The sequence below is a fragment of the Flavobacterium salmonis genome (assembly GCF_903819435.1).
Taxonomy (GTDB): domain Bacteria; phylum Bacteroidota; class Bacteroidia; order Flavobacteriales; family Flavobacteriaceae; genus Flavobacterium; species Flavobacterium chungangense.
Genome location: NZ_CAIJDP010000089.1, coordinates 44,891 through 63,845, shown reverse-complemented (window position 1 = coordinate 63,845; position 18,955 = coordinate 44,891). Strand labels below are relative to the sequence as shown.

Genomic DNA, 18,955 nt, shown 5'->3' with positions numbered 1-18,955 from the left:
TTATGCAAGTATCAGTAATCAAAATAGGTGGAAACATCATTGACAATCCAACGGAATTAGAACAATTTTTAACTGATTTTTCTAAAATTGAAGGATATAAAGTTCTAGTGCACGGCGGTGGAAAATCGGCTACAAAAATGGCACAGAGTATTGGTCTGGTTCCGCAAATGATTGACGGACGCCGAATTACAGATGCTCCAATGCTGGATATTGTGGTCATGATTTACGCGGGTCAGATCAACAAGCACATTGTGGCACAACTACAGGCAAAAGACAATAATGCTATCGGTTTTTCAGGAGCTGACGGAAATTTAATTCAATCTGTAAAAAGAAATCACCCAACTATCGATTACGGGTTTGTTGGTGATGTAAAACAAGTAAATACAAAATTACTGGCAACTCTGTTAGAAGCTGGAGTTGTACCGGTTTTCTGTGCGATTACACACGATAAAAAAGGTCAGTTATTAAACACAAATGCTGATACCATTGCAAGTGAATTATCAATCGCATTATCTGAAGTTTTTGATGTAACACTAATATATTGTTTTGAAAAACAAGGAGTTTTACAAGATTCAGAAGACGATTCGTCTGTAATTACAGAAATCAACGAAACATTATACAACAAACTAAAAGAAGAAAAAGTAATCCATTCTGGAATGATTCCGAAACTGGATAACTGTTTCAATAGTTTATCACGAGGTGTTCAGAAAATTAAAATTGGGCATCACAGAATGCTTCAAAATTCAGATCTTCTGCATACAACCATTACTTTATAAAAGAAAAAGTTGCTAAGTTTCAAAGAAACCAAGACTTTTGCAGTCTTAGAATTTCAGAATTTTAGCATCTCATTACCTAATTAAAATGAAAAATAAAGAAACGCTTACTCAGGAAGCAATTGATTTATTAAGAAGTCTGATTGAAACCCCTTCATTTTCAAGTGAAGAAGATCAAACGGCTCTTTTAATAGAAAATTGGTTCAGTCAAAATGAGATTCCTTTTAAAAGAGAAAATAACAATGTGTGGGCTTTCAATAAATATTTTGACGAAAACAAACCAACACTTTTATTAAATTCTCATCATGATACTGTAAGGCCAAATCAGGCTTACACCAACGATCCGTTCAAAGCAATCGAAAAAGACGGTAAACTATTCGGATTAGGAAGTAATGATGCCGGAGGCTGTCTGGTTTCGTTATTGGCAACGTTTGTACATTTTTACGAAAACCAAAATTTATCACATAATATCGTTATTGTTGCTTCGGCAGAAGAGGAAAGCAGTGGGAAAAATGGTTTAAACAGTGTTTTAAAACATTTACCGGAACTGGATTGCGCAATTGTTGGTGAACCAACTTTAATGCAATTAGCTGTTGCAGAGAAAGGCCTTTTAGTTTTAGATGTAAAAGTAAAAGGAACCGCAAGCCACGCTGCACATCAAAACGATGATAACGCTTTATACAAATCAATTCCGGTAATGGAATGGTTTAAAAACTATAAATTCGACAAAATCTCAGACGTTTTAGGTCCGGTAAAAATGACGGTAACCCAGATCAACGCAGGGAAACAGCATAATGTAGTGCCTTCAGAATGTGATTTGGTAGTTGATATACGTGTGAACGACTGTTACACCAATTCTGAAATTTTAGAGGTTGTTACTGATAATGTAAATGCCGAAGTGAAACCAAGATCCATGCATTTGAACGCATCGTCTATTCCAATTGATCACGGCTTAGTTCAGGCCGGAATCGCTTTAGGAAGAACAACTTATGGATCTCCAACGCTTTCTGATCAGTCAGTTTTAAGCTGTCAGTCCTTGAAATTAGGACCAGGAGAAACGTTACGTTCACATTCAGCAGACGAATTTATTTTTGTAAATGAAATTGAAGAAGGAGTCGATTTGTATATCAAAATACTAACCGATTTCTTTAAATTATAAAATTATTCAGGAGCTATTCCCGCTATCCGTTACAATCTTTTTCTGTCTAAAGAAGCCAGAAAAAGGATTTCCACTACTATCGGGGCTAGGAATATTATCAATATAAACAATGACATTAGAAATAAGTTAGAAAATAACTTCAAAGATTCGACAAAGAGAATAATCTAAGAAGTCTAATAATCTAAGAAGTCTAATAATCTAACTATCTAAGAAGTCTAAAAAATCTAAGTTATGAAACTTTGGGAAAAAGGAATACCAACAGATAAGCAAATCGAGCAATTTACAGTAGGAAACGATCGTGAATTAGATCTGGTTTTAGCAAAATACGATGCTTTAGGTTCAATTGCACACGCCAAAATGTTAGGTCAGATTGGTTTACTGACTCAGGAAGAAACTACTTCTTTAGTTGATGCATTAAATGAAATCATCGCTGATGTCGTTGTTGGAAATTTCGAAATCGAAGACAGTTTTGAAGATGTACACTCTAAAATCGAGTATTTATTAACGGTAAAACTAGGTGATGCAGGAAAAAAAATCCACACCGCGCGTTCCCGTAACGATCAGGTTTTAGTAGATGTTCATTTATATTTGAAAGATGAATTAAAAGCGATAAAAGAGCAGGTAAAAACACTTTTTGATTTGCTAATGGAATCAGCAGAAAAGCATCAAAATGTATTATTACCGGGATATACGCATTTGCAAATCGCAATGCCATCGTCATTCGGAATGTGGTTTTCGGCTTACGCAGAAAGCTTAATCGATGATGTAACCATGCTAAATGCAGCTTCAAAAATTGTAGATCAGAATCCGTTAGGATCTGCTGCAGGTTACGGAAGTTCATTCCCAATCAACAGAACCTTTACAACCCACGAATTAGGTTTTGAAACCTTAAAATACAATGCCGTTGCAGCTCAGATGAGCCGTGGAAAAGCAGAAAAAACAGTTGCTTTTGCCATGACAAGTGTTGCAGGAACGTTATCAAAATTCGCCATGGACGTTTGTTTGTATATGAGCCAGAACTTTGATTTTATTGGTCTTCCGGCGCATCTTACAACGGGTTCGAGTATCATGCCTCACAAGAAAAATCCGGATGTTTTCGAATTAATCAGAGGAAAATGCAATAAGATTCAGGCACTTCCATACGAAATCACTTTAATTACCAATAATCTGCCAAGTGGTTATCACAGGGATTTACAGCTTTTAAAAGAAGGTTTGTTTCCTGCGATTCAAAACCTGAAAGCATGTCTGGATATTGCTATCTTTTCAATAAAAGACATTACCGTAAAAGATCATATTTTAGAAGATAAAAAATATGATTATTTGTTTACAGTAGACACTTTAAACGAAATGGTAGTTGCTGGAATGCCTTTTAGAGATGCCTACAAAGCAGTTGCTGAACAGTTAGAAGCAGGAACTTACAAATCTCCAAGAGAAACAAAGCATACTCATGAGGGAAGTATTAATAATTTGTGTTTAGCGAATATAAAAGACAAAATGAGTGCAGCATTTTAAATCTTATCTTGAAAAAATTGCAAAACCGATTTGGCATCCATACAAATCGGTTTTTTTGATCACAGAGATTATTTTTTAAGAAATTTCGACCTAAAATATATTAAATTTGAAGTGTAGTTAATAGTATTAAATATGAGAAAATTTGAAGAAGAACAAACTCAAAATCTTTTTGAGAAAAAGTTCATCACGGAAGAACAATTGAACCAAATAAAAAATTATCGAAGTTTAGATGTTTTTTCATTAAATGCAGAGTTGAAAATGTTTCTGTATATATCTGTTTTACTTTTTACCTCTGGTGTCGGAATTTTAATTTATAAAAACATTGATACAATTGGGCATATTGCAATTTTATCTTTATTGTTAATCGTTGTCATTGTCAGTTTTTATTTTTGTTTTAAAAATTCAAAAGGTTTTCAAAAGTCAGAAACTATTTTTGAGAATCCGGTTTTAGAGTATTTAGTACTTGTTGCCAATATTCTAACCTGCATTTTTATTGGTTATTTGCAATTTCAATATGAATTTTTTGGAACAAATTATGGTCTGGCAACTTTGATTCCTACCATTATCAGTTTCTTTTGTGCTTATTATTTTGATAATAAAAGTGTTCTAACTATTGCTATTACTGGTTTAGCGGCTTATGTCGGTTTTTCTGTGACACCACAGGATTTACTTGATAATGACTTTTATTCTAATGAAAATTTAAGTTATTCGGCAATCATGTTAGGGTTGTTGTTAATTTTTTGGACAATCTACAGTACCAGAACTGCTCTTAAAATTCACTTTAATTTAATTTTTCAAACATTTGCACTGCATATAATTAGTATTGCATTAATTAATAATTTATTAAAATGGTATTCGGATATTTGGTTGCTTGTTATGATTCCAATAGCGTTTTCATCTTTCTATTTTTACAAAGTAAGTTTATCATTAAAGGCAATTTCAATATATGTTTTTATGATTATTTATGCTTTTATCGGAGTATCAATTTTTCTTTTCAGAATTATAGATATTATGGAAGCGAACAGGATGGATGATTTTATTTTGTTTACATCTCCCATTTATATAACAGTTTCGATACTATTATTTATCAAATTAATTAAGGATTTTAATAAGAGAATAGCACAATGATAGTATATGATAAAGCATTATTAGAGAATCTGCAATTACATGAACAGGCTGATTCTTTACTTAAAGGAGGTTTTATAAATAAAGCTCAAAAGAATTTAATAGAAAAAGAGCTGCCATCTTTTAAAATTCATAATAATATTTTAATCCGCATAGGATTTTTGCTTTTAGGGATATTGCTGTATTTTTCTATCGGGGGTGCTATTTCAATTGTTGGATATAATAATTCACCCAGCGATTATCTTGATATGTGTTGTTATATTTTTGCTATCGTAGGATTGGCAGGGTGTGAATTTTTGGCAAGAAATAATTATTACAGAAACGGTTTAGACGAGGCTTTTGTTTTTGGAACAATATTAAATGCAGGTATAGCGGTTGGAGTTTCTACAGATGGAAATAATTTTTTAGCTGTTTCAATAACTGTAGCAATAGTTTCGCTTATTTTGTTTTTGCGTTATTTGCATTTGTTATCTGTTCTGGTTTTCTATTTGGCATTAACACTAACGATAGGCTATGCAATAATTGATTTTAGAGAATCAGCAAAAATGATTTTACCATTTCTTATGATGCTTTTTAGTATTGGAACTTATTATTTTTGTCAAAATCTTATAAATAATCTAAGAATTACTTTCTATAATAATGGGATTCTTTTGGTAAAAAGTACAAGTTTAGTACTGTTATATTTTTCAGGAAATTATTATGTTGTACGTGAATTTTCGGCTCTTTTAATAGAAAATTATTATGGTGAAAGTCTTGAAATTCCACTTGCTTGGTTCTTTTGGATTTTTACATTTATAGTTCCTGCTTTATATTTGTTTTTTGCACTCAAAAGCAAAGAAAAAATTTTATTGTGGATTGGTCTATTTTGCCTTTGTTTTTCATTTTTCACATTTCGAACTTATCACCATGTTTTGCCTCCTGAAGTTGCTTTAACATTAGGCGGGCTAATTTTATTTGCTATTGCTTACTTCTCAATACGAAAACTTAAAAATAAAGAAGCTGGTATTACCTTTAAACCAGACAGAATATCAAATCCAAATACTTTTTTGAATGCAGAAGCATTAATAATCGCCTCAACATTCGGAATCAAACCTGAAGTAAAATCATCTGAATCCCCAATGGAATTTGGTGGTGGAGATTTTAGTGGAGGGGGATCAGGAGGAAGTTTTTAATACTTTCGATAGGTAAAAGAAATAAAAAAAAACAGCTGTAAATTTAAGTTTACCGCTGTTTTTAAATTGTAATTTAGTAACTATAATTGTTCCTTATGACTTATAAAATTAACTTTTTAAAATTTTAAAAGTTTTTACTTTATTTCCAATTTGCACTTTGCAGATATAAATTCCTCTGGTAATATTTGCAATGTTTAATTCTAATTTTTCGCTACCTGTAACGTTTTTAGAAGTCGTATAAACTTTAGACCCATTAGGAGAGAAAATTTCTACAGTAGCTTTACCATTATCAATATTTGAAAATTCAATATTTAAAACATTATCAATTACTGTTGGATAATATTTAATGTCTAAATTAACTACATTATCATTAACACCTAAATTTGTATCACAACTTGAAGAAATTACACCCGTTGCCGTAACCTGAAGTGTAGCTCCTGCGCCACAATTTGCATTTGGTACATAAGTGGCTACATCTGCTACAGGAAGTACCGTATAGTTATAAGAAGGTTTTGTAGGTGCTGTTCCGTAGTTCAGACCAGTAACAGCTGTAGAAGTTGTTCCTTTGATACAATTATCGAATATTAACGCTGCAGTTCCTGAACCTTCGGTGACTGGGCTCGAAATAGTCGCTATTTGTTCAAAATTAGAATTCTCTACATAACAAGTAGATCCGCTGTTACCAGCACCTAGACCAATAGCCTTTGCACTTCCCACACTAGTTTTGTAATAACAATTCAGTATATGTAATTCGGCATTTCTTGCTCTAGGCATTCTTTCTTTACAACCTTCTGCCCAATAACAGTTTTTTAACGTAACACTAAATCTCCCGTCAGCAGGGAAATCTGTTATACTAGATCCTATCAAATCTGTAAAACGGTGATCAGCAGAACCTCCAGAACCTCCAGCTGTTGGAGCTTTCAGGTAAGTAAATTTACACCATGACACAGTCGTATTGTCAGCACTACCTTTGATATCAAAATTACCGTCCATTCCGTCTTGAAATTCACAGTGATCAACCCATACATTAGTACCTTCGTTAGTAAGATTATCACGTCCATCAACATCATATGCTCCAGGTCCTTCAAAAATTAAATTTCTGATGATGACATTATTTGAAGCAGGTTTTATATATAGTATTCCAGAATTTGCTGCTGATGTAGTAGAATTACCAACTGTAATTTGGAGATTTCTAAGTTTTGCTCCTGGCAATCCAATAATAGTTTTATTATTTAATAATACGCTGGTATAAGTACAGTCAATTACTCCATTTACTAAAATAACCGAGCTGGTAGTTGCAGTTGAATTAAGAGCATTTTTTAAATCTGTATAATTTGAAACTGTTACAGTATTAGAAGCAGTTGGAGTTCCACCTCCTGTAGCTGCAGCACCAAAACCTTCAGGAGCAGACATATAATAGTTTTGTCCAAACATAGTGGATAAACCTAGCAGGAAAAAGAGAAGGGGTAATGTTTTTTTCATTTTAAAAATTAATTTAGTTGTTTTAAAATTTTACTACAAAGTGGTTAATGTAATCGATTGCACAAATTTAATTTATTAAAATTTAAAACAAATAATTTTATATAATAATTATAATTTTTTAATTGAGTTTTAAGTGAATGCATGCTTTAATTGTGTATTTATAAGAATAAATTAATTTTTATTACATTTTTTTTAAAAACCTGAAAATTCAACAAGAGTTTTTACTTATATAATAGGTTTTGATGTAGTAGAATTCAAATTTTTTGTCTGAAAAATCTATATGCATTAAAAAAAGAGGCTGTCCGAAAAGGGCAGCTTTTTTTATGCAGCAAATTTTACGGATTGGTTTTGCGTTGGTTGATTTATGAAAAAATATTGCATCACAGTATTTAAAAAGTAAATTCTGGCTTTTACAACTCTATTTAGACCTGTGATGGAGACTTTTAGAGGAGTTTTCGATGCGTTATTATTCTTTGCAATCATTTTTCTGAAATTATGTCCGATAGCCATCAATAGAAATTCCATTTCTGCTTTATCTAAGCCTATGAAAGTGAATTGATTAAATTTATTGTTACTTTTTAGCTGTCCAAAGACGGCTTCAACTTCTATTGGGCGTTTACTTCGATGCTCAAGTCCTTTTTCACTGCTAAGGAGTTCTTTTGCTTTGGCTCTTAATTGGTTCAGACGGTGGTTTACTTCTATTGTTCTGTTTCCTTTGGCTTGATGGCATAAACTTCTAAGTGGACATCCATCACATCTTTTTGCTTGATAATAAGATACTTGTGATTCGTATCGGTTGGCCGATGTCCGTTTTCCACTGCCAATCTTTTCCATTCTTTGTCCCATTTGACACACATAAAAATCCTGCTGTATATTGTAGAACAAATTCTGGACAAGAAACGGGTTGTCCTTGATTTTTTTCTTTTGCTCTTTGTGAAAATAATTATACTTCACATAAGCCGTTATGTCTTTATTTTCAAGCATTTCGTAGTTTTCTTCGCTTCCATAACCAGCATCGGCTACAACTGTTTTGCTTTGTTTTTGATACCTTTTTTCAAATTCCTCCAGATGGGATTTTAAAGTCGTAGTGTCGTTAGGTGTCTGATGGATTGTTACGTTGGTAATGAATTGATTTTCTGTGGATATCTGAGGATTGTATGCAGGTTTTAACTGTCCGTTTTTCATATGATCTTCCTTCATTCTCATAAAGGTAGCGTCAGGATCTGTCTTACTGTAGGAGTTTCTATTGCCTAAAACCACTAAATCTTTTTCGTATTTTTCGAGCTTTGGCAGGTGTTCTTCCTGAAGTTTTTGAAGCTCTTTGGTTATCTTCTTGTTGGGCTCTTTGAGTTTTTTATTTAGTTCTGATAATTTTTCTTTCAGCTCTTCCGAGTTTATTTTTTTTGGTAATTCTTCCTTGTTAACTTCTTGATTGTCTGATAAAATACTGTTTTCGATATCGGATAAAATACTATTGATTTTTACTTCGAGTTTTTCTTTGTATTTCTCTATAGAACCCCGCCACACAAAGCTGTATTTGTTGGATTTGGCTTCAATTTTTGTTCCGTCGATGTATTGGATATCCAGACTGACAAAGCCCATTTCCACAAGCATTTTGACCACTTCTGCAAATAAATCTTTGATGTTTTCTTTTAAAATCTTTCCTCTAAAATCGTTGATTGTTCTAAAATCAGGGGTTGAGTTGCCTGAAATAAACATAAAATGAATGTTCTCGGTGAGTGCTTTTGCTATTTTTCGGCAAGAGTAAGTGTTGCTCAAATAACTGTAAAACAAAACTTTAAGCATCATTCTAGGATGGTAAGCCGAAGTACCGCCTCCTTTGTATTTCTTAAGAAGAGTGTTGATGTCCAGTGAATTGACAACCTGGTCAACTAAGCGAACAGGATGGTTTTCTGGGATTTTATCAAAAATATTCACCGGAAAAAGTTCCGGAGTATTGATCGATTGCGATTTAAATATTACTTTAGCCATTGCTCGTTTTTTGTACAACTCTAAGATACTATTTTAGATTAAAAACAGCAAAAAAAAGGCTGTCCTTACTTTTCGGACAGCCTCCATAAGTTGAAATTTATTTTTTTAGACTTTTCCTAAAGTATATAATTGTTCCATAGTAGGCGATAAGCTTCCTCCTTCAGGCTCCAGAGTAATACCAAATGCTTCTGCATAAACAGTTTGATTTACTGCAAATATCTTTTGAGAATTACTCTCAAAATTACTTAACAAACCAATACTTGTTGGGGTTAAAGTAGGACTTAATTTAAGTGCCCAGACCTGATACACTTTTCCTTTGGGAGGTTTTGGAAGACCGGCGGCATCAATGTAGGTTGTTTTGGTTTCTTTGTTCCAATACACTTTTGCAAATGATGTTGGAGAAACAGCCTGGCCTCCAAGCGTAACATTGGTATTTTTAATGTCCCTGACAATCGTTAAGCTTTTTTCTGTTTTCTTATTTTCCTGGTCTAAGTAAGCAAATTCTCTTTCAATTTTGTTTTTTTCATTTCCAATGGTAGTAATAGCACCTTTTGTTTTGGTTAGTTCTAAAGTTTGATAACCTAATCCCAATAGCAATAATACTGCAGCAGCCCAGCCTATGTACTGAGTTCTGTTTGATGCGGGTTTGAAATCGACAATTTTGCCGTGTTTCAGTTCTAAACGGGCTTTTATATTCTCAAAATTTGCAACCGAATGAAAGGGAGAAAAACTCGATGATAATGCCAAGATAGCTTTTTCTATCGAAAGAATCTCCTGTTCAATTTCGGGATTGTTTTTTGCCATTTCGGCTACTTCCAGGTTTTCAGATTCGGTTACTAAACCATAAACATATAGTTCTAAAATTCCTGATTCTATATACTCTTTTGCTTCCATTATATTTTTAAATAATTACGTAAATCGTTAATACAGTTTCTGTTTTGTGTTTTGATAGTTCCCAAAGGCATTGCGAGTTCATCTGAAGCTTCTTGCTGGGTATATCCCTTAAAGAATAACAAATCGATAATCTCGATACATTTTGGCTTTAATTTTTTTACAAATTCCTGAATTCCAATAGTGTCAATTTTGTTAGTCAGTTTATTACTGTCGTCTAACAGATGTACGAAATTATCTGAGGAAAGGTTTTTTTGACTGTTATTAAAATTCTTAGATCGCAATTTATCAATAGAAGTATTTCGGGCAATATTAAGTATCCAGGTATAAAAACGTCCTTTGCCTTCATTATATGAATCAATATTTTTCCAGATTTTTACAAAAACTTCCTGTAAAACATCTTCAGCTTCCTCTCTGTTTTTTATTAAAACATTGATAACCGAAAACAAACTTTTGGAATACATATCATACAAGTGGGTAAAAGCCCTTTCATCTTTCTTGTAGATTAAAACTAATAATTCTTCCTGACTCATAAATTTAGATTTAAGTTTTAACAAAATTTAATTTACTTTTTTTGTATCTAAAGATAAAGATAATTTATTTTTTACTTTATTTTCTATTTTTTTTATCCTTTCAACCATCAGTGAAATAAGAGATTGTGAAAAAAAAATGATTTTTTTAGTCTTTTTTAAAACCATAGATAATCATCTTACGTATATGCTATTATAACATAAAAGTTAATATTTATTTATAATAGCAAAAATGAAATGTTTTTTCGAAATCACGTTTTAAGGGGGAGAAAATAAATTCTACATTTTTATGAAATAAAATAAATTTCTTTTAAAATGTAATGGTTGATGACTTCGGTCTTCCAGTTCAAAATTTATAATAATATAAAAACACTTTTAACAATCAGGATTTATTATTTAAAATACCACAATATTATAAGTCTTTGAAAAAATGTTTTAGTTATAATAACTTTTTGCTCCCGAAGCGTCAACCATATTAATCATAATACATTTGATTTAGTAAATTATAAATAAAATATTGTGGACAGAGCAGAAGTTCTGTTTTTCGTTAATATTAAGACATGGGTTTGATTTGTTTGTATGGTAGAAGCCTAACGCCTGATTAACGTTAGGCTTCACTATTTATTTAACTTTTGTTTAGCAAAATTAGGCATTGTATATTCTTGGTTTCATTTATAATTTAATTAATTTTATAAAAAATATAAACGATGAAAAAATTATTATTTATAACATGGGCTGTCGTATTGTTTAGTTGCCAAAATCAGGCACAAACGAATAAAACAAAATCGCCTAAAACAGATAATGTTATGACCAAAGAAACAATATACCAGTATAAAGTAGAAGATTTATCGGGTAAAACTTTTGATTTTTCTTCTCTAAAAGGGAAAAAAATTATGATTGTAAACACCGCTTCAAAATGCGGATTAACTCCTCAATATAAAGATCTGGAAGCTATTTACAAACAATACAAAGATAAAGGCTTCGTAATTGTTGGATTTCCGGCTAATAATTTTGCCTCCCAGGAACCTGGAACAAATGAAGAAATTGGTGCTTTTTGTCAGCAAAATTATGGTGTAACTTTTCCAATGATGGATAAAGTTTCTGTAAAAGGAGATGATATGTGTGAAATTTATAAATTTCTTACACAGAAATCTAAAAATGGTTTACAGGATTCAGAAGTAGAATGGAATTTTCAGAAATATCTAATTAATGAAAAAGGAGAATTGGTTAAAGTAATTAAGCCACGAACATTGCCTACAGATTCAGAAATTGTGAATTGGATTAAAGGATAATGTATTAAAAAATAATTCGAAATGAGATTTTTAGATTACTAAAAATCTCATTTTTCGTTTTTGAAAATGGATGCAACTGCTGCTTCGTAATTTCGAATGCTTTTTGCCTTTTTTATTTGTTTTAATATTTTATGAGGATTTGAAAAAGTTGCCGAGAAATATTCCCATAAATGATACATCTTTAGTAAAATATGGGTTTGTCCGGATAACGATTCACTATAAATTGCATAAAGGGTATCGTGAAATGCACTGAATAACTCTATTTTATTTTTAGGATATTCTGATGTATTATTTTTTATCATTGTAGGCAAAAATGGATCCGAGATTAAGCCTCGTCCAATCATCCAGTGGTCGATTGTTGGGAAACGCTGCTGCATTTCGTGAAATTTAGCTACCGAAGTAATGTCTCCATTGTAATACAATTTATGTTTCGTATTGTCAATACACTGCTGAAACGCATCCAGATGAACGCCGCCTTTGTATAATTGCTTGCCAATACGGGCGTGAATAGCAATGTTTTTAAGTGGATAAGTGTCTAAAATTGGTAAAACGTCCAGAATTTCTTCAGTAGTATCATATCCAAGACGCATTTTCATGGATACAATAATATCGGTTTCAGAATGTGCTCTGTCTAAAATATGATTGATTTTTTCAGTATTACTTATTAAACCTGAACCCATTCCGGACTTGGTAACCATAGGATAGGGACAGCCTAAATTCCAGTTTAATTCTTTGTATCCTAATTCCCGAACATATTTAGCAACAAATAAAAATTCATCTGCATCGTTTGTAATTACTTGTGGAATTACCTCTAAATCTAAATTGTTTTCAGGAAGTAAATCTCTTTCGTAAGATGATTTTATAACCAATTTTCCGTTTAAGCGAATATAGGGAGAGTAAAAAGTGTCTATTCCTCCAAAAAGTTTGTTTTGAGCATTTCTAAAACGAAAATCGGTAAATCCTTGTAAGGGCGAAGAGAGTAATGTAAAGTCCATAGTATTTGAAATGCGGCAAAGATACTATTTGTAAACGGTTATGAATTTATATTATTCTTTTCTTTAATAATTATTCTAAAATCAATTGCATAAAAACCAAATCAAGCCAATGATCAAATTTATAGCCTACCTCACGAATTGTCCCTGCAGTAATAAATCCAAATTTTTCATGGAAGGCAATACTTCCTGCATTATCAGCATCAATAGCACCAATCATAACATGATAACCTTGCGTTTTTGCCAATCGAATCAATTCGGTTAATAATTTTGACCCAATACCTTTTCCAATACTATTATCTACAACATATACTGAGTGTTCTACCGTATATTGATAACCAATTTTTTCTCTGAATTGTCCGTAACTTCCAAAACCAACAACTTCACCACCCAAATCAGCCACAATTACTGGCAGATTCTTGTTTTTCTTGTCTTCGAACCACTTTGTCTGGACTTCTAAATTTTGAACTTCATAACTATAATTTGCTGTCGTATACAAAATAGAGTGATTAACGATTTCCAAGATTTTTTCCAAATCGTTTGATGTTGCAGGTCTCAGTGTTAAGTTCATAAGGATACAAATACATATTTTTGTTGGAGTAATGAGCTTTGCAAAGATATTGTCTTTTTCTAAACTCGGCTTAATATCTTTTATATTTATAAGCTAAATCAGGAGTGAAGTTTGTAACTTTGTAAAGCCAAAAGAAATTCTGAACTTTTGATTTCTTTAAAATAATAGACATTAGAATGATTTACCCTAAAATACCGCTTGCACAAAGCATTATCGAAATTTGTTCAGTAAAAGGAATTCATAATATTATAATTTCACCAGGATCCAGAAATGCTCCTTTAACAATTGGTTTCGCCCAAAATTCTAATTTTAAATGCTATAGTATCGCAGATGAGCGTTGTGCTGCATTTTTTGCTTTGGGAATTGCCCAGCAAACAAAAAAACCAACGGCAATCGTTTGTACATCAGGATCAGCGCTATTGAACTATTATCCGGCTATTGCAGAAGCATATTACAGTCAGATTCCGTTAATTATTATTTCTGCAGATCGTCCGCAAAACAAAGTAGATATTGGTGATGGACAAACCATTCGTCAGCAAAATGTTTTTCAAAATCATTCGGTTTTCAATGCCAATTTAACAGAAAATGCTTCTGAAGAAAATGATTTAAAAATAAATAAAGCCATAGAAACAGCGATTCTTCAAAAGGGACCTGCTCATATTAATGCTCCTTTTGAAGAGCCTTTGTATGAAACTGTAGAGAGTCTTTCAGTTCAACCAAAAATAACTCATTCCGAAGAAACTCCGAAAACTAAAATCATTGAAAATATAGAAGATTTTGTTTCAATTTGGAATTCAGCTAAGCGCAAGCTAGTTTTGGTTGGTGTAAACGAAGCAAATTCAATCGACAAAAAAACAGTAGAAAATCTGGCGAATGACCCATCAATTGTGGTTCTCACAGAAACGACTTCTAATTTACATCATCCAGGTTTTATTAATAGTATTGATACTTTAATTACCCCTTTTGATGATATTGATTTTAAAGAGTTTGAACCAGAAATTTTAATAACTTTTGGAGGAATGGTCGTGTCGAAACGTATTAAAGGTTTTTTGAGAAAGTACAAACCATTACATCATTGGCATATTGATACTTTACGTGCTTACAATACATTCAATGCTTTAACAAAACATTTTGTGATGCAGCCAAATGATTTTTTCAATGCTTTATTATCTAAAACAGTTTTTGTAAAGAGCGACTATTTTCAACAAATTAATCAGGTTTATGAGTTGCGAAAAATTAAAAAGGAAAAATATTTAGAAAAAATACCATTTTCTGATTTTAAAGTATTTGAAAAAGTAATAGGATCTTTACCTAAAAATAGCCAGTTACAAGTAAGCAACAGTTCAGCTATTCGATATGCACAATTGATTGATATCGAACAGTCAATTGAAGTTTTTTGCAACAGAGGTACAAGTGGAATCGATGGAAGCACATCAACAGCAATAGGCGCTTCTGTAGGAACTCTAAAACCAACCGTTTTTATTACCGGTGATATTGGCTTTTTATATGACAGCAATGCTTTGTGGAATTCTTATATTCCTAAAAATTTCAAAATTATCTTAATTAATAATGGAGGAGGGGGTATTTTTAGGATTTTACCAGGACATGAGGAAAAACCCGTTTTTAATACTTTTTTTGAAACTTCGCATCATTTAACAGCAGAACATTTAGCTAAAATGTATCAACTCAATTATTTTACTGCAACAGATTTGGATTCATTAGAAAAAAGCATAACATCATTTTATGAAATAAATGATGCACCGGGTATTTTAGAAATATTTACTCCAACTACTGAAAATGATGTTGTTTTAAAACAGTTTTTTAAAGAATTGGTTTAAATAAAATTTCGAGTTTTTGATTAAACACTTTCAAACTTCGTACCTTTGCCGCTTAGAAACTTTGCAGCTTAGCACTTAAAATATGATTGAAATAGGAAAATACAATGCACTTAGCATATTACGTGACACCAAAGTTGGTTTGTTTTTAGGAAATCCTGAAAAAGACCCGGAAGGAATTCATGATATATTATTACCAAATAAATACGTTCCTAATGAATTTGAAATAGGCGAAGAACTTATTGTTTTTGTTTATTTAGATCACGAACAGCGCCCTGTTGCAACAACACTTGAGCCTTATATATTATTGAATGAATTTGCGCTATTAAGAGTGAATTATATCAATCAGGTGGGAGCTTTTATGGATTGGGGAATGGAAAAAGATATCCTTGTTCCGTTTAAAGAACAGGCGCGTCCTATGGAAAAAGGAAAACGTTATCTCGTATATCTTTATATGGATGAAAAGACTAAGCGTTTGGTGGCTTCCAGTAAACTAAACCAGTTTTTGAATAACGATCACCTTACAGTTGAAAAAGGAGAAGAAGTTGATTTGATCGTTTCACATATTACCGAATTAGGAATCAACGTTATTATCAACGAACAGCATAAAGGATTGCTTTATAAAGATGAAGTATATGATGATGCGATAAGAACCGGAGACAGGATGAGAGGTTATATTAAAAACATTCGTCCTGATAATAAAATAGATGTAGCTTTACAAATTCAGGGATATCAAAGTATTGAGCCTAATGCAGAGAAAATTTTAGATGAATTAAGAGCGAATCGAGGTTTTTTACGTTTAAATGATAACTCTCATCCAGAAGATATTAAAACAGTATTAAAGATGAGTAAAAAGACCTTCAAGAAAGCAATTGGAGCTTTGTATAAAGACAAACTAATTGAAATTAAGGAAGACGGAATTTATATAATAAAAGAATAAAGTAAAATTTGGTTTCACAAAAAAGCTCAAAAGTTATTATACTTTTGAGCTTTTTTTATTTTTGTGTTTCCATCTTTTATGAGTCCATAAATAATATTCCGGTTTTTCAAGAATTTGTTTTTCGACTTCTTTTAAATATAATTCTGTAATTTTAAAATCTCCAAAATCTTTAGGATTGTCGGCAAGTGAAACAAAAGTAGCTTCATAATATCCCCTTTTGACTTTTTCGACTTTTACAAAAACTACACTTAAATTGTATTTTTTTGCCAGCATTTCAGCACCGGTATGCACGGGAACTTCAATTCCCATAAATTTACTGGAATGAAAAATGCGGTCTAATTTTGGCGATTGATCGCTTGCTAATCCATATAAACTTAATATTCCTTCACGCTGGTTTTGCGCCATCAGTGGAATTGCTTTTTTGGTTTCGATTAATTCAGTATTGTACTTTGAACGAATTTTTCGAATCAATTTATCAAAATACGGATTAGCAAGTTTTTTATAAACAGCTACACCCTGAAAGCCAATTTTTGGATTAATGGTCAAAAGCCATTCATAGCTTGCATAATGTGAGGCTACAAGAATTACACTTTTCCCTTTTTTTGCATAATCCAATATCAAATCCAAGTTGGTTACATGAAATCTTTTTTCCATTTCTTCAGCAGAAATACTCATCGTTTTGATCATTTCTAAAAACATATCGCACATATGCTGATAAAATTTCTTTTGTATTTTTTTTCGTTCAGCATCACTTAAATAAGGTAAAGCGAGTGCCAGATTCGCACTGACAACTTTTTTGCGGTATCCAATAATATAATATACGAGTAAATAAACGCAATCTGAAAACCAATAAAATATTCTAAAAGGAAGTATTGAAATAAGCCAAAGTAATGGATAGGCCAGGATATAAACGAAAAACTGCATCTAATTTTTTTTTTTGGCAAAGATAAAGTAAAAATGAATAGCGCCATATATTTTACACAGTTTGAAAGTTGTCTGTAAGATTAACTATATTTACAATTCAAATAAAATAAAGTTTATGAATCTCATTTTGATAGGAATTATCATTGCCAATGTTTTGATTAGTTATAAAGGTTTTAGCGATCTTATGTTTTTTAGAAAATACGAATTTCATGTTGGAAGCATTCGTTCGGGAGAACAAGTAAGGATGGTTTCATCGGGCTTTTTGCATGTTGATATGATGCATTTGATATTTAATATGCTTACACTCTATTTCTTTGCGCCAACTGTTATTGACTATCTAGGAAACTTTTCATTCATTTTAGTTTATTTTGGGAGTTTGATTTTCGGAAGTTTACTCACAATGGTATTTCATAAAAATGACTATAGTTATCGTGCTGTAGGTGCTTCAGGAGCTGTTACGGGAATTTTGTATTCTGCAATTTTGCTTCACCCTGACAAAGATATCTATTTATATTTTTTCATAGGCATTCCGGGTTATGTCTTTGGAATTTTGTATCTATTATATTCTATTTATGGAATGAAAGCCAAAAATGACAATATTGGACATACAGCCCATTTTGGAGGTGCAGTAGGAGGTTATTTGATTACTCTGTTAAGAGAGCCGTCATTAATTACAGATCATAGTTTGATGACTATTTTACTGGCAATTCCTATTGTAATACTTTTTGTAATGGCTAAAATGGATAAATTATAATGCTGGCATAACTTTTGAAATGCCCTTATCAATAATTTAAAATATAACAAAAATGAAAAAACTAGTATTATTTTTAACAATCATGTTTATAACGATGTCTTATAGCCAGGAAACCAAACAAATTCCTCTAATTAATGTTAATGGGGAAGGAAAAGTTAAAGTAGCGCCTGATCGGGTTTGTATTTCAGCTACAGTTGAAACAAAAGGGAATAATGCTAAAGAGGTTAAAAAGCAAAACGATGAAAAAATTGACGCTGTTTTAAAATTCATTAAAAAAATGAATGTTCCTGCAGCAGATTTCAAAACAAAACAAGTTGCGCTTAATCCGCAATATGATTATGAAAAAAAGAAAACAAATTATAATGCAACACAAACTATAGAGATTGTAGTAAAAGATTTGTCTAAATATGACGAACTAATGGAAGGTTTAGTACAACAGGGCATTAATCGTATTGATCTTGTTACTTTTGAATCTTCTAAAGAATTACAATTACAGTCTGAGGCCAGAAAATTAGCGATGAAAGATGCTAAAGCTAAAGCAGATGATTATGTTTCGGTATTGGGACAAAAAGTAGGTAAAGCTTTTGTTATCTCTGATAATTCACAGATTTATCATCCTCAGCCTATGTATGCAGCTATGCGAATGAAGGAATCTGCAGACAATGCGCCTTCAAACGAGACATTAGCAATAGGAGAAATCGAAATAACGGCAAACGTAAGCGTAAGTTTTGTTTTAGATTAGAAATAAATTAAAATAATAAGTTTTGAAAGTCCTGAAATATTTTTCAGGACTTTTTTGTTTTGATAGGGAAGAATGATTGAATAAATCTTATTGCTTGATATAGATGAAACGGGATGAAATAAAATGGAAAACCCGTCAAATACTTGCGCATAAGACGAGCGTCCATATAAACATAATCTTCCATTTTATGTTTACAATTTATTTTAAGTATTAGAATAAAACAATATCCCTGATAATTCGTATACGCTAAGATCATTCTAAAAATAGAA

16 protein-coding genes and 1 pseudogene are annotated in these 18,955 nt (G+C 31.8%); 10 read left to right on the top strand and 7 right to left on the bottom strand.

Features of this window, described 5'->3' with window-relative positions:
* Positions 1-2 precede the first annotated feature (2 nt).
* The 5 genes from argB (at position 3) to FLACHUCJ7_RS22395 (ending at position 5,741) form a co-directional block, all read left to right on the top strand.
* Positions 3-776 (top strand): acetylglutamate kinase, encoded by a 774-nt coding sequence (gene argB / locus FLACHUCJ7_RS22415; protein ID WP_180910567.1) that lies wholly within the window; start codon positions 3-5, stop codon positions 774-776.
* Between the two features lie 85 nt (positions 777-861).
* A complete protein-coding gene (locus FLACHUCJ7_RS22410; RefSeq protein ID WP_078229305.1) occupies positions 862-1,932 on the top strand; it encodes a M20 family metallo-hydrolase in 1,071 nt (356 codons plus the stop codon).
* 231 nt (positions 1,933-2,163) lie between these two features.
* Positions 2,164-3,444 carry an argininosuccinate lyase gene (argH, locus tag FLACHUCJ7_RS22405; RefSeq protein ID WP_078229304.1) on the top strand — a complete coding sequence of 427 codons (1,281 nt, stop codon included), beginning with the start codon at positions 2,164-2,166 and terminating at the stop codon, positions 3,442-3,444.
* A 132-nt stretch (positions 3,445-3,576) separates the two neighbouring features.
* Positions 3,577-4,572: a DUF2157 domain-containing protein gene (locus FLACHUCJ7_RS22400; protein ID WP_180910565.1), complete on the top strand. Its 996-nt coding sequence runs from the start codon at positions 3,577-3,579 to the stop codon at positions 4,570-4,572.
* Positions 4,569-5,741 (top strand): hypothetical protein, encoded by a 1,173-nt coding sequence (locus tag FLACHUCJ7_RS22395; RefSeq protein ID WP_180910563.1) that lies wholly within the window; start codon positions 4,569-4,571, stop codon positions 5,739-5,741. The genes FLACHUCJ7_RS22400 and FLACHUCJ7_RS22395 overlap by 4 nt, the downstream gene beginning before the upstream one ends.
* Positions 5,742-5,849: 108 nt before the next feature.
* On the opposite strand, the gene FLACHUCJ7_RS22390 is transcribed toward FLACHUCJ7_RS22395, so the two are convergent.
* The 4 genes and pseudogenes from FLACHUCJ7_RS22390 to FLACHUCJ7_RS22375 form a co-directional block, all read right to left on the bottom strand.
* The gene (locus FLACHUCJ7_RS22390) at positions 5,850-7,223 is read right to left on the bottom strand and encodes a pectate lyase family protein (protein WP_180910560.1); all 1,374 of its coding nucleotides are present in this window, start codon (positions 7,221-7,223) and stop codon (positions 5,850-5,852) included.
* A 471-nt stretch (positions 7,224-7,694) separates the two neighbouring features.
* Positions 7,695-9,215, bottom strand: a pseudogene (locus FLACHUCJ7_RS22385) (IS1182 family transposase); the annotation flags it as partial.
* 105 nt (positions 9,216-9,320) lie between these two features.
* A complete protein-coding gene (locus FLACHUCJ7_RS22380; RefSeq protein ID WP_078229300.1) occupies positions 9,321-10,109 on the bottom strand; it encodes an anti-sigma factor in 789 nt (262 codons plus the stop codon).
* Positions 10,109-10,639 carry an RNA polymerase sigma factor gene (locus FLACHUCJ7_RS22375; protein ID WP_031456527.1) on the bottom strand — a complete coding sequence of 177 codons (531 nt, stop codon included), beginning with the start codon at positions 10,637-10,639 and terminating at the stop codon, positions 10,109-10,111. The genes FLACHUCJ7_RS22380 and FLACHUCJ7_RS22375 overlap by 1 nt, the downstream gene beginning before the upstream one ends.
* A gap of 704 nt (positions 10,640-11,343) precedes the next feature.
* Here FLACHUCJ7_RS22375 and FLACHUCJ7_RS22370 point away from each other — a divergent pair.
* A complete protein-coding gene (locus tag FLACHUCJ7_RS22370; protein WP_078229298.1) occupies positions 11,344-11,928 on the top strand; it encodes a glutathione peroxidase in 585 nt (194 codons plus the stop codon).
* Positions 11,929-11,975: 47 nt separating this feature from the next.
* Here the strand turns inward: FLACHUCJ7_RS22370 and FLACHUCJ7_RS22365 are convergent, their stop codons facing one another.
* Positions 11,976-12,923 carry a tRNA dihydrouridine synthase gene (locus FLACHUCJ7_RS22365; protein WP_078229297.1) on the bottom strand — a complete coding sequence of 316 codons (948 nt, stop codon included), beginning with the start codon at positions 12,921-12,923 and terminating at the stop codon, positions 11,976-11,978.
* A gap of 70 nt (positions 12,924-12,993) precedes the next feature.
* Positions 12,994-13,491, bottom strand: coding sequence for a GNAT family N-acetyltransferase (locus FLACHUCJ7_RS22360; RefSeq protein ID WP_078229296.1), 498 nt, complete (start codon positions 13,489-13,491; stop codon positions 12,994-12,996).
* A 176-nt stretch (positions 13,492-13,667) separates the two neighbouring features.
* On the opposite strand from FLACHUCJ7_RS22360, the gene menD reads away from it, so the two are divergent.
* Entirely contained in the window at positions 13,668-15,329 is a 1,662-nt protein-coding gene (gene menD / locus FLACHUCJ7_RS22355) for a 2-succinyl-5-enolpyruvyl-6-hydroxy-3-cyclohexene-1-carboxylic-acid synthase (protein WP_180910550.1), read from the top strand.
* A gap of 82 nt (positions 15,330-15,411) precedes the next feature.
* Positions 15,412-16,266: a CvfB family protein gene (locus FLACHUCJ7_RS22350; protein ID WP_031456522.1), complete on the top strand. Its 855-nt coding sequence runs from the start codon at positions 15,412-15,414 to the stop codon at positions 16,264-16,266.
* A gap of 36 nt (positions 16,267-16,302) precedes the next feature.
* Here the strand turns inward: FLACHUCJ7_RS22350 and FLACHUCJ7_RS22345 are convergent, their stop codons facing one another.
* Positions 16,303-17,190, bottom strand: a complete 888-nt coding sequence (locus FLACHUCJ7_RS22345) for a lysophospholipid acyltransferase family protein (RefSeq protein ID WP_078229294.1) — start codon at positions 17,188-17,190, stop codon at positions 16,303-16,305.
* 115 nt (positions 17,191-17,305) lie between these two features.
* Between FLACHUCJ7_RS22345 and FLACHUCJ7_RS22340 the strand changes: the two genes are divergently transcribed.
* A complete protein-coding gene (locus tag FLACHUCJ7_RS22340; protein ID WP_180910548.1) occupies positions 17,306-17,944 on the top strand; it encodes a rhomboid family intramembrane serine protease in 639 nt (212 codons plus the stop codon).
* Positions 17,945-17,996: 52 nt separating this feature from the next.
* The gene (locus FLACHUCJ7_RS22335) at positions 17,997-18,686 is read left to right on the top strand and encodes an SIMPL domain-containing protein (RefSeq protein WP_180910539.1); all 690 of its coding nucleotides are present in this window, start codon (positions 17,997-17,999) and stop codon (positions 18,684-18,686) included.
* Positions 18,687-18,955: the final 269 nt, after the last annotated feature.